The 12895-nt window shown below is 44.4% G+C and carries 9 protein-coding genes; 3 read left to right on the top strand and 6 right to left on the bottom strand.

Annotation, left to right across the window (positions count from 1 at the left end; all coding sequences use genetic code 11):
* Positions 1-140 precede the first annotated feature (140 nt).
* Positions 141-407, bottom strand: a complete 267-nt coding sequence (locus R8O10_RS18585) for a hypothetical protein (protein WP_005388970.1) — start codon at positions 405-407, stop codon at positions 141-143.
* 291 nt (positions 408-698) lie between these two features.
* On the opposite strand from R8O10_RS18585, the gene R8O10_RS18580 reads away from it, so the two are divergent.
* Together R8O10_RS18580 and R8O10_RS18575 are read left to right on the top strand one after the other, a co-directional pair.
* Positions 699-2027: a sphingomyelin phosphodiesterase gene (locus tag R8O10_RS18580; RefSeq protein ID WP_054577967.1), complete on the top strand. Its 1329-nt coding sequence runs from the start codon at positions 699-701 to the stop codon at positions 2025-2027.
* Complete coding sequence (locus R8O10_RS18575; protein WP_262639651.1) at positions 2024-2980, top strand: ATP-dependent dsDNA exonuclease; 957 nt, start codon at positions 2024-2026, stop codon at positions 2978-2980. The genes R8O10_RS18580 and R8O10_RS18575 overlap by 4 nt, the downstream gene beginning before the upstream one ends.
* Positions 2981-3064: 84 nt before the next feature.
* Here R8O10_RS18575 and trpS read toward each other — a convergent pair whose 3' ends face one another.
* Complete coding sequence (gene trpS / locus R8O10_RS18570; RefSeq protein ID WP_262639650.1) at positions 3065-4087, bottom strand: tryptophan--tRNA ligase; 1023 nt, start codon at positions 4085-4087, stop codon at positions 3065-3067.
* Between the two features lie 601 nt (positions 4088-4688).
* Here trpS and R8O10_RS18565 point away from each other — a divergent pair.
* The gene (locus tag R8O10_RS18565; RefSeq protein ID WP_318191634.1) at positions 4689-5645 is read left to right on the top strand and encodes an AEC family transporter; all 957 of its coding nucleotides are present in this window, start codon (positions 4689-4691) and stop codon (positions 5643-5645) included.
* Positions 5646-5689: 44 nt separating this feature from the next.
* Here the strand turns inward: R8O10_RS18565 and R8O10_RS18560 are convergent, their stop codons facing one another.
* The 4 genes from R8O10_RS18560 to R8O10_RS18545 form a co-directional block, all read right to left on the bottom strand.
* The gene (locus R8O10_RS18560; protein WP_017635039.1) at positions 5690-6145 is read right to left on the bottom strand and encodes a MarR family winged helix-turn-helix transcriptional regulator; all 456 of its coding nucleotides are present in this window, start codon (positions 6143-6145) and stop codon (positions 5690-5692) included.
* 187 nt (positions 6146-6332) lie between these two features.
* Positions 6333-9494: an efflux RND transporter permease subunit gene (locus R8O10_RS18555; RefSeq protein ID WP_318191633.1), complete on the bottom strand. Its 3162-nt coding sequence runs from the start codon at positions 9492-9494 to the stop codon at positions 6333-6335.
* Positions 9495-9496: 2 nt separating this feature from the next.
* Positions 9497-10636 (bottom strand): efflux RND transporter periplasmic adaptor subunit, encoded by a 1140-nt coding sequence (locus R8O10_RS18550; protein ID WP_042522092.1) that lies wholly within the window; start codon positions 10634-10636, stop codon positions 9497-9499.
* Positions 10637-11102: 466 nt separating this feature from the next.
* On the bottom strand, positions 11103-12740 hold the full coding sequence (locus R8O10_RS18545) for a methyl-accepting chemotaxis protein (protein ID WP_054575118.1): 1638 nt from the start codon (positions 12738-12740) through the stop codon (positions 11103-11105).
* Between the last annotated feature and the right edge of the window lie 155 nt (positions 12741-12895).

Raw genomic sequence — 12895 nt, 5'->3', positions numbered from 1 at the left:
GCCTTTCCAAACCTCTCACTTAAGTGAAAGCTTAACCTCTAAAACGCACTGTTTTTTTGCGCTCGATATCATTGAACGTTCTTATATACATCGGCTTGAGAGATCAAATCTTGACCAGTAATTGATAGTTTTATCACATGCTATTTTAAAGATAGGCTCGTATGCTCCGTATTGTGTCTACATCTTTTCATGAGCGCTTCTCGGCGCAGATCCAAGATCTCATCGATGAGCTTTTCTTTCGCGTTTATCCCAAAATGCTGGGCATAATTTTTTACTTTTGCTATCTCATTAGGCTGCAAGCGGTACACCTCTTTCTTTAAACGCGCTTCTGCTTCACTTCTAATCAGACCTTGCTCTTGTAACAATTTAATGATGGTTTCATCGGTTGGATTTACTGCTCTAGCCATGGTGCTCCATCTATCAATTTGAGTTCTAGCCATATGGCTAGATGAATGACGCCGCACAACTTATAGAGCAAAGATGACAGCTTGATTGCAGTGAATGCAATTCGTTGACTGTTGGTACTATTTTACACCACTTTAACGGCCACACACTCAATACCCCCATACTCACCATTGAATAAATATCACATTCTGATAACAATTTTCAGCGCTGGCTTAGATGTCATCCATGTTTAACGTGCAAGTAACATTTATAAACAAGAATGATTGCTCTAGTTCAAATGATGGAAAAATAAGATGAAATTTTCGCAGTGGAGCCTTTTATTAAGTAGCTTGATAGCGTTACCCAGCATTGCAGATACCGACGTTTACCTAACGAATAACTCTGATCAACCGTTAACTATTCAAGTAAAACATGAAGGTAGTGATTTGCTTCAATACGGAGAAGAGTGGCAACAACATGTGCAGGTACTTGGTCCGTGGGAAACTAAATCTGTATTAAGCTTCAACCGCTGGGAGGGCGTGAAATCAAATCAAACTTACCGTTTTGAAACGGTGGTTTCTAGCCCCGAAGGTGAAAGCATAACACTCAATCAAATAATGGAAGGCCATTGGTACAATTCGACCATTGAATACGGCTTATCCGCAGCCGATGTCGAGTTATCTCTCAAAGATGATCGTAACATTCATCGTGCCAACACTAACGCTTTTGGTACGAGAGAAACCGAACTGGCATTTAAGTCAGACAGTACCGCTCGATATGATGATCTTTACTACACCATCACGCCAAGCAAGGTAGCGGAGTCTGTCGACAACGAAGAACAAAACCTTAAGTTGATGACTTATAACATCTGGGCGTTGACGGCTATTGCATCGCACATTGGAGATCGTTACGAACTGATTCCTCAACATGTAAAAGGTTACGATGTTTTGGCGCTGCAAGAGGTGTTTGCCAGCGGTCGTGAAGCATTCTTACGTGAGTTAGCCAAGGAATATCCTTACCAAACAAAGATGTTAGATAAAGAAGGCGTTAATATTCATGATGGTGGCGTAATCATAGTTAGTCGCTACCCTATCGTGAATGAAGCGCAATATGTCTTTCCCGATTGCTCTGGTACAGACTGCTTTGCCGATAAAGGCGTAAATTATGCGGAAATAATTAAAGGTGGTCAGGCTTACCATGTGTTTGCTACCCATACCGCATCTTTCGATACAGACACCGCCCGTGAGTATCGTCAGCGCCAATTCAAACAAATCCGCGCACTCGCCCAATCTCTTAACATTCCTTCAAGCGAAACTGTAGTATACAGCGGCGACTTTAACGTCAACAAAAGAAAGTTCCCTGGTGACTACCAACAAATGATCGCTAACTTAAGCGCCATAGAGCCTCAGTACTCTGGTTACACGGAGTCAACCTTTGATCCCCGTATCAATAACTTCGCAGGTGAAGCGTTATCAGGTGGCGAAAACGTGGAATATCTTGACTATGTTATGGTGAGTAGTGAATACGGGGTGAAATCATTCAATGACAACCGTGTAGACGTGCCGCGCACAACCGCAGAGAGTTTATGGAAACACTACAACCTTTCTGACCATTTCCCAGTAAGCGCAACAATCAAGCCATGAAGAAAATCGCTTTGATAATCATGTCCGCCATTATGGCGGGCATGATATTTTTAACTTTCAGTCACGATGTTCAAAAAGAAGAGCTTGCTTCCTCTCCTTCCCCTAAGACAAAAAATCAGAGTGTCTCCAGTACATCACCACAAACAAGCAGCATCGTGCCCGATACGGATACTTCACCACAAACAACTAAGCTCCCTTCCACAGTTCAAATAACGACTGAGCGATTAACTCAACTCAAAGGCAGGAAACTTGTCGCTGAACTTGAGACGTTTTGGCATGAGTGTATGTTGAACCGTAGTTGTGAAGAGCAGATCGCCTTGTTTGAGGCTCATTTATCTTTAGCTCGATTCCAGCTTTTGGAGAACTACCCTCAGCTCAGCAGCCAATGGCAAGAGAGTGTAGGAAATTTGTTATTTGATGAGCAACAATCACTGGTGTCGCGTATTGCACAGCTGAAGAACGAAGCAAGAAGCATCTGGGGGGAATTGGCTGATGTTGTTTTTGCGGATGAGTTCGCGCTGTACGATTTCAACTTAGAAGCCCAAAAGCTGGACACTCAAAGCCCAGATAACTTTTTGCGATCTTTCGAGCAACTCACCATTGACTGGCAAGAACATGCAGATGCTATCGGGCTAACAAGCGACCAGGAAAAATATGAGCGTGCAGTCGCCCTGATACCCAATAGCATGAGCTTTCCAGATCGCCAAACTATCATCGCAGAGCTGCAAAAAACTTACTTAGCGAAGGACGAAAGCGAAGAGATTCACGCTCGTGAGCAACAAATTGCTGAGCAAAAAGAGCAAGTCAGAGGTTACCAACAAGCATTGCAACAACTTGAGTCCAAGCTAAGAACGCAAAGAGCTTCTACCCATTCAAATTTGTCAGAACCGGAATGGCAAAGCTATTACCAACAAGAAGTCGCGGATTTTCGTCGTGAATTTTTTTCTTCTTAACAATGCGCTTTGACTGACTGTGAACTTAAAAAGGCACGTTGCTAACCAGCCGTCGTGCCTTATGTTCAACTCTTTACTTTTAATTCAGAACAAATTCAAACCAAATACATCTTTCACATCAAATAGCACTTTTTCGGTTTTCTCGCGAGAACGCTCACTACCTTGTTTTAAAATATCAAGCAGCTGCGCTCTATCATTCAAATATATAGCGCGCTTTTCTCGAATAGGACGAAGCATCTCTTGTAAGCATTCTTCTAACACTTTCTTGGTCAAACCATCACCTAGCCCACCTCGTCGATAATGGTCTTTTAGCTGTTCGACATAATTTTTATCAGGATGAAAAGCATCGAGGTAGGTAAATACAATATTCCCTTCGACTTGGCCAGGGTCGTCAATTTTCAGATGATTGGGATCGGTATACATAGATTTCACTGCCGCGGAAATCTCCTTTTCGGAGGCCCCTAAGTTGATTGCGTTCCCCATGCTTTTAGACATCTTATTTTTACCGTCAGTACTCGGCAAACGAGGTGCATCGCTAAGTAATGGACGGCATTCTCTAAGAACCTCTTTTCCACCCAGATGGTTTATTTTTCTCACGATTTCATTAGTTTGCTCTAACATTGGCAGTTGGTCATCACCCACTGGTACTAGCGTCGCATGAAACCCCGTAATATCAGCAGCTTGAGAAATTGGATACGTTAAAAAGCCTGCGGGAATAGAGCGTTCAAAACCTTTACTCTGAATCTCATTTTTAACCGTAGGGTTTCTCTCTAATCGTGCGATAGAAACAAGATTACTGTAATACATTGTCAACTCGGCTAACGCTGGAATTTGAGACTGCAACGTGATCGTAGTTTGAGCGGGGTTGATACCAACAGCCAAATAATCTGCAACGACATTGAGAATATTAGAGAATACCTTTGATGGGTTATGCGCGTTATCCGTCAGCCCTTGCATGTCCGCAACCAAGATCGTTTGCTCGTGCTCCGTTTGCAATTTGACTCGTTGTTGCAATGAACCAATATAGTGCCCGAGGTGTAATGGACCTGTTGCTCGATCTCCGGTAAGTATAATTTCACGCTGAGATGTATTTTTATGGCTATTCATATTTGTCTCCAAGTATTTAACAGATCGCTACTGGAGATAAAAAGATCAAACACTCTTAGCTACCATCCAGCAGCTTAAGAATGTAAGTATTCCGCGCCGCTCTATTTAGAGCGCCACCAAGAGAAGGTTGTTAATGAAGGGCGAACGTGTATTTTCATGTTTTTTAAACTAACAGCACACACCGCAGAACTCAATCTGTTTTGTACTGAATTAGTGTGAGTGTTCCAACAGCCAATTAAGAGGATTACATTGGTAAAGACATCGCAATGACCAAAACCGCACCAAATACCGAACCAGAGACAAACGCACACAGTACAGTTTTGTTGTGTTTCCTTTTCATTGATGAACTCCTATCCATAACTACGATGACCAGCCCTCACATCTAATACGCATGTGGATGCATCACGACAACGAGTTAACCAACATATCGCACGTAGGACCAGTACCGCTTTGTTAAATTGGGACCTCGTCCATAACTTGGAGTGTAAATGACTCCGGAACCTACAACAGAAGAAAATTTCATCACGTTACTGTCCTACCCTCCGGGTTTGTGGCTTAATAGGCAACAGGAACACTTTTTTCTTTTGCTGCGGATACTTACATGGAAGCTGTTTTACATCAGTTACAATTCTCTTTGTCGATAACCGGACCTATCTGTTTGATGTTGGTACTTGGCGTTCTTTTTAAGCGCTTTGGTCTAATCAACGATAATTTTATCGAAGTAGGCTCTAAACTGGTGTTTCAAGTTACCTTGCCTGCAATGTTATTTGTCAGCATTGTGGCTTCAGAACACGACTTTTCCGCGGCAAGTGGATTCGTCAATTTCGGCGCCATCGCTAGTATTTCGTTTTTCATTTTCACCTACCTTTCCGTCAAACTTCTGTTCAAAGCATCGCCTGACCAAGGCGTTCTCATCCAAGGTGGGTTCCGAGCAAATACAGGTATTATTGGTATCGCTTACGTTGCCAATGCGTATGGTTCTCAAGGTGTGGCACTAGCAGCGCTCTATGTCGCGGTCACCACATTTATTTATAACGTCCAAGCGGTAATTTGCTTATCGCCCAAGGGGGCAACGTCTGCCTCGCAAGCAGCAAAGATGATGGGCAGAACACTGACTAGGAATCCGCTCATAATCTCCATTGTTCTAGGAATGGCTTTTTATTTACTCGCTATTCCAGTACCGAATGTGGTTATTGACGCAGGAGACTACTTGTCCAAAATGACATTGCCTTTGGCGCTGTTGTGTACGGGTGGCTCACTTGACTTTAGCTTGATGAGAAAAGAGAAAGGTCCATCTTGGTTTGCGAGCAGTTACAAGCTCATCGTAGCGCCAGTCATCATCACCATGGGAGCTTACTTAGTAGGATTTCGAGGAATTGAGCTAGGTATTCTTTTCTTTATGAACGCCTCTCCAGTCGCTGCTGCCAGCTATGTCATGGCGCGTTCCATGGGAGGCAATGCCACGTTAGCTGCAAATATCATCGCACTCACTACGGTGCTTTCTACCGTGACCTGTACGTTGGGCATCCTATTTCTTAAGTTCTACAACTTAATATAATTGGTCCGCGATAAAATAAAGACGCTAAACGGCATTGATGTCAGTTACTGGTCGTGATTCGCAAAAGTGAGCTTTCTTACCAGACGAAAAAATTCACTCGCTTCAGATTCCGACAAACAAGAAAAAAACTCTTTCTGTAAATTCGTCATGATTTGATGAACTTGCTTTAAAGCATTTGCTCCCTCTTTTGTCATGCTTAGCATTTTAAGGCGCTGATTCGATTTACTTTTAGAAACTTGAACAAACCCTCTCTTTTCCAGATTGTCCACCATCCGCTTTGCTACACTTCGCTCAGTTCGAACCGCATCAGCCAACGCTTGCTGGCTCATAGGTTGAAATTCTTCTAAAGCGGCCAGTGCACTTGCCATTTCTAGTGTCATCAAATTTTGCCGAGAGAGCTCGGCTTGGGCACGATTGCGGTACATGCGCTGCATCACACCGCAGACAAACATAGGGCTTTGATCCAAAACGGAAATTGGAGAAATTTTCTGATCTTTCATCGTCGTTTTTCTTCTTTAGGCTTTCATTCGGTCGAAAAGGCTGTGCTGATACTGCACACAACACGCCGTCTTTCAGGCTCGCGTCATAGACGGTAACCACCAAGTGAAAACATAAAATAAAGAGCGCCGAAGCGCCCTTTAATCGTGTTTATTATCACTAGTATAACTCAGTTAACACAACCAAGTCCTACTCGCTTTGCTGAGTGGGTTTAGTGCGGGTCTCAGACAACTCTGCCTCCGACTCTTTTCTCGCACGTCGATCAAACAATCGCTCAACCACTACAAAGAAGATTGGGACGAAGAATATACCCAATATCGTGGCACTGATCATGCCACCAAGTACGCCGGTACCCACTGCGTTTTGACCTGCCGATCCCACACCTGAACTGATAGCAAGTGGTACCACACCCAAACCAAAAGCAAGCGATGTCATGATAATTGGGCGCAGACGAACACGAACGGCATGCAGGGTTGCTTCGATAAGGCCAGCGCCTTTCTCGTAGTAATCTTTCGCAAACTCAACAATCAGAATCGCGTTTTTAGTTGCCAAGCCGACCGTCGTTAATAAACTCACTTGGAAGAATACATCGTTGTCCATACTTCGCGTCATTACCGCGAGCACAGCACCAAGCACACCAAGAGGCACAACTAACACCACGGCGAAAGGTACTGACCAACTTTCATACAAAGCGGCGAGAACTAAGAATACGACGAGGATAGACAGCGCATATAACATCGGCGCTTGGTTTCCGGAAAGGCGCTCTTCATACGAAATACCATTCCAGTTCACCGTGAAACCTTCTGGTAGCTTTTCTACCATTGCTTCAATTTCTTCCATGGCTTCACCAGTACTTACACCAGGAGCTGCACCGCCTTGAATATTCATTGCTGGCAAACCATCAAAGCGCTGCAAAAGAGGAGACCCATAGGTCCACTCGCCACTCGCAAAAGCAGAGAAAGGCACCATCTCTCCTTTAGCGTTGCGTACGTACCATGAATCGAAGTCTTTTGGCTGCATGCGGTATTCCGCATCACTTTGCACCATCACTTTCTTCACACGACCGCGATCAATATAATCGTTAATGTAAGCCCCGCCCCATGCAGCTGACAGGATTTGGTTTACGTCATTGATACTGACATCCAAAGCACGAAGTTTGACGTGGTCAATGTTCACTTTGTACATTGGCGCATCTGCCTGACCGTTTGGACGAACACCGACAAGTTTCGGGTTTTGTGCTGCCATGCCCAGAAGTTGCCCTTGAGCCGCAACTAATGCATCGTGCCCTTTATTCAACGAGTCTTGGAGATAGAAATCGAAACCTGTCGAGTTACCTAGCTCTTGAATCGCTGGAGGGGCGAACGCAAACACCAAAGCTTCTTTAATAGTAGAGAAGTACCCCATCGCTCGGCCCGTAATGGAAGCGGCATCGGCGCCTGGCGCTTCACGCTCAGACCAATCTTTCAGGCCGATAAATGCCATACCCATATTTTGGCCTTGGCCTGCGAAACTAAATCCAGCAACGGAGAAGACAGATTTTACATTGTCTTTTTCGTCTACTAGATAAAAGTCACGCATTTTCTCAAGTGTTTTTTCCGTCTGCTCTTGTGTTGAGTTAGGCGGCAAAATAGCCATTGAGAATACTGTGCCTTGGTCTTCATCTGGCAAAAATGACGTTGGAAGGTTCATAAATAACCAGCCAGCACCTGCACTCATTGCCAAAAATACAACCAACATGCGACCTGTGCGTTTTAAAAGTTTAGCAACACAGGTTTCATAGCCAGCTGTCATCGCATCAAACTTGCGGTTAAACCAGCCAAAGAAGCCTTTCTTTTCTAGAAGCTCAGCATCGCCTTTTTTCAGTAATGTTGCACATAATGCTGGAGTCAGAATTATCGCAACCAAAACGGAAAGCGTCATAGCCGCCACAATAGTTATTGAAAACTGACGGTAAATAACCCCGGTAGAACCAGACATAAACGCCATAGGGACGAATACCGCTGAAAGCGTCAACCCCACACCAATCAGGGCACCAGTGATCTGCCCCATCGATTTTTTGGTCGCTTCTTTGGGCTCCAACCCATCTTCATGCATCACACGCTCGACGTTTTCCACCACAACGATGGCATCATCCACCAGCAAACCGATAGCCAGAACCATAGCGAACATAGTTAACGTGTTTACGCTAAATCCAGTCGCGTACAAAATAGCGAAGGTTCCGAGCAATACGACAGGCACTGCGATCGTTGGAATGATCGTCGCACGGAAGTTCTGCAAGAACAGGTACATGATTAAGAACACAAGAAGAATAGCTTCTAATAGCGTTTTAACCACTTCTTGAATCGAGGCTTTGACGAATGGCGTTGTTTCAAATGGGTACGCAATCTGCAACCCTTCTGGGAACGTTGCACTCAGTTGTTCTAAGCGCTCTTTTACCGCATTGGCTGTCTCAAGCGCGTTTGCGCCAGTACCTAATGAAATACCTAACCCCGACGCTGGGAAGCCATTATATTGGCCTCGAATATCATAACTTTCTGCACCACGCTCAACGCGAGCTACATCTTTCAAATAAACATTCGAACCACTGGCGTCGGACTTAAGAATGATGTCTTGGAACTCTTCTACACTGCTCAAACGACTTGCAGAAGAAATCGTAGCATTCAACAACTGACCTTCCTGCGCAGGTGCCGCACCCAGTTGACCTGAAGAAACTTGCGCGTTCTGTTCACTGATCGCGTTCGCTACATCGATTGCGGTCAAGTTGAACTGCGTAAGCTTAAAAGGGTCCAGCCAAACTCGCATCGCATACTGCGCACCAAACGCCTGCACTTGTCCTACGCCAGTTACACGACTTATCGGGTCTTGAATATTCGTTACAACAAAGTCGCCGATATCGTTTTCTGTAAAGTCAGGATCTTCAGAATAAACTGCGACAACCATGAGAAATGCCGTATTGGATTTATTGACGACAATACCTTGGTTTTGTACCTCCATCGGCAATGAAGTCAATGCCAATTGCAGTTTGTTCTGCACCTGTACTTGCGCGATATCAGGATCAGCTTCGCTATCAAACGTCAGGGTAATTGTCGCATTACCAAATGCATCACTGCTCGATGATAGGTAGCGAAGGTAATCTAATCCCGTCATGTTTTGCTCGATAACCTGCGTTACCGAGTCTTCAACGGTTTTTGCTGATGCACCTGGATAGCGAGCACTGATGGTGATCGTCGTCGGTGAAATCGTTGGGTATTGCGAGACGGGTAAATTGAATAATGACATTACCCCCGCCAACATCGTTAGAATCGCGAGAACCCAAGCAAATACCGGACGATCGATAAAAAATCGTGCCATGATTACTCCTGTTCACCGTTTTGGATAGTTACCGAACTGCCTGGCCCTACCTTTTGTAAACCGGCGGTAATGACTTTATCACCCGCGTTCAAACCATCAATAATGCGCCATTGGCTATTGATCGCTTCGGCAGTCTTCACTGGTTTCGCTTCCACTTTGTTCTCGCCATTAACCGTCATCACTGTCGCTTTACCTGTCGCATCACGAGATACCGTATTTTGTGGTATTAGAATCGCATCAGGGTCGACACCAGTAATGACCGTCGCACGAACAAACATTCCAGGTAGCAACAAACCGTCAGGGTTTGGGAATTCGGCACGAAGCGTCACGCTGCCCGTACTTTCGTTCACATTGACCTCAGTAAATTTCATTGTGCCTTTGTGTTCGTAAGTGCTGCCATCTTCAAGCATCAATGTAACTTGCGCAGAGTCATCTTCTTGCATATGGCCTTGGGAGAGTGATGCTTTCAAACGCAGCAGTTGCGCGGATGATTGCACAATATCAACATTGATAGGGTCAAGCTGCTGAATGGTCGCTAATTTGGCAGCTTGGTTAGCCGTAACCAACGCACCCGCTGTCACACTCGATTTACCGATCACTCCGCTAATCGGAGCTTTGACTTGCGTATAATCTAAGTTGATTTTTGCTGTGTTGATCTTGGCTTTTGCGACTAGGACCTGCGCTTTCGCTTCTTTGTATGCCGCTTCTGCTTCATCCAAGTCTTGTTGGCTGATGGATTTTTTGGTGATCAAGGTTCTGTAACGCTTCACCGTGGCATAGGTCGACTCTGCCGCAGCTTGCGCACGGATTAATTCCGCTTCAGCGCTCAGCAAATCCGCCTGAAATGATGAATCATCAATTTGATATAGCGACTGTCCTTGTTCAACAAGGCCACCTTCAACAAAATTTCGCTCCGAAATAATGCCAGTGACTTGCGGACGAACTTCCGCTTCTTTGAATGCTCGGCTACGACCCGGCAACTCTACTGTCAATGCTTGGCGCGTTGGCTGCACTGTTAACACTTCTACTTCGGTTGCGGGCGCAGGCCCCCCTCCTTGGCTCGATCCTTCTTCGCTAGGTTGACATCCAACCACAAAAAGGCTCGACGCAATCAGCAGAGATAGCGTGGTTTTACGTCTCATGAATTTTTCTCTCTTATCTACCGACAAGCCTTCAAGATTCCTTATTAAAAGCTTCTAGAATGACTTAATAATGACTAAAGGATGTATATCCAGAACAAATTAATTAGGATGATAAATACCCAGTGTTGTACATACAACAAAATTTACAGTTCTATACGCTTACGAAAAACGTTTATGGTAAAGGTGTTATGAAGTTCTCAAATTTGAAGATTTTGGGTTGGAAATCACATTTTCCTGTGTGCAATTGCAATGGTTAAAAAGCAGCAAAAGTGATGATAAAAGCATCATCACGCTGTACAGAGTTTGTTACCGCTGTCTAGGGTTATTTGCCCACTCTGGTATACGAACTAAAGTGAGAAAGGAATGTACATATAGTCGAAATTTCACAAGTCAGGTTCGCCACTTATCTAAAAAATAACCCGCTAAGAAGCGGGTTATTTCGTCAGTGAGATTGCTGTTCTCAAGCTTATACTTTGAACTGACTGACCTGATGATCTAAACGTTGAGTTTGCTCTGACAACATGGCTAAAGAAGCTTGCGCTTGGTTTACGATTTCCACAATTGAAGTGCTACTGTCTGCAATGCCTTGTACGTTGCTATTTACTTCGTCACTTATTGTACTTTGCTGGCTCGCAGCCGTTGCAATGTGTGTATTCATCTCGTTCATACGTGAAATCGCGTTCAAGATTTCAGAAAGGGATTCACTCGCTCGGCCAGCGGACTTGATCGTTTCATCACTGCTATTTTGGCTACCGCGCATCACTTCTACAGCTTGTCCTGCACCAGATTGTAGCTTTTCAATCATGGTTTGGATTTCTCCCGTACTCTGTTGCGTACGACTGGCTAAAGAACGAACCTCGTCCGCTACCACAGCAAAGCCTCGCCCTTGCTCTCCAGCGCGAGCCGCTTCAATGGCTGCGTTAAGCGCTAATAAGTTTGTTTGCTCGGCAATACCACGAATTACATCCAGTACGGACGCAATGTTACTCACATCATGATCCAATGTGTTAATGACGTGGCTTGCGCTTTCGATTTCACTTGCGAGGCTACGAATTGAGCTAACCGTTTGATCCAAAATAACATTGGTATTGGTAAGTTCATCATTCGCTGTTTGGCTCGCAACCGCAGCTTCGTTAGCGCTATCGCTTACATTTCTGCTGGTGACTTGCATTTCATGCACTGCCGCCGCTACCGCCTCGCTATCTTTTTGCTGAGAAACGGTCGAGTTCGCGATGGTCGTGGTCAACGAGCTAAGATTTGCCATTTCGTTACGTAAGGTATTTGAGCTTTCAATTACCTGAGCGACTGTCATTTGAATTTTGGACACAAACTGGTTAAATGCGTCTGCTAAATTGCCAATTTCGTCTTGTGTTTTTACATCGATTCGCTGACTTAGATCACCTTCACCGGACGCAATTTCTGTCATCGCATTTTTAATATCATTGATAGGCTTCACAACCGTTTGTAACAACAAAAAAGCCATCGCGATAGCGGCAAAAATAACAATCACAATGCCAGCCTCAAGAATGAGTTCTGCTCTTGTTGCAGCCGCTGATATTTCGCCCTTCAACTGGCTTTGCTTTTCTTCTATTGCATCTTTTACAACGTTAAGCTGCGCTCTAACCTCGATAAATTGGTCTTCAAAGTTATGTTTGTGCTCATTGTAGTAACCACGCCATTGAGATTGAGGTAAACGTAGCATCGCTTCATAACTTGCTAACCATTTTTCACCCAAAGAGACAAGCGTTCGAACTTCATTACCATGTGTAGAAGGCATCACACCGGCTTGTGATAGCTCAATCATTTGTTCCATACGTGGTAGTGCTTTGTAGGCGTTGTCTTTGTATTCACCGATGTGATGATCAATATCGTTTTGAGTATCAGAAAGTGCAACACCTTGGATTGCAGATGTTGCTTGGTAAAGATCGCGATAAGCATCCTCAATCGTTAATAAGTTCGGCACGATCTGTTCGTTAAGTGTTTCACTCAACTCAGATTGTTTCCAACTTGTCATAACGTTTAATACAGAGCTCACAATAAACAATCCAATAATCAGTGACAGCGGAATCACGATCTTCTGCTTGATCGTTAAGTTCTGGAACATGAATAGACTCTCTTTATTTATGGTATACAAACTGCCGGAAATTATATCAAACAAATAGAGTATACCATTAGGTAAAAGAGGGGCTTTGTTGCTTAATTCGGTGAGAAGACATGGTAGCCCCATGTTGATCAGTTCTTAAACAACATACCGAGTTT

Source organism: Vibrio sp. 1727, assembly GCF_033344415.1.
Taxonomy (GTDB): domain Bacteria; phylum Pseudomonadota; class Gammaproteobacteria; order Enterobacterales; family Vibrionaceae; genus Vibrio; species Vibrio alginolyticus.
Note: the sequence above shows the minus strand (reverse complement) of the source record. Positions and strands in the feature narration are given on the sequence as shown.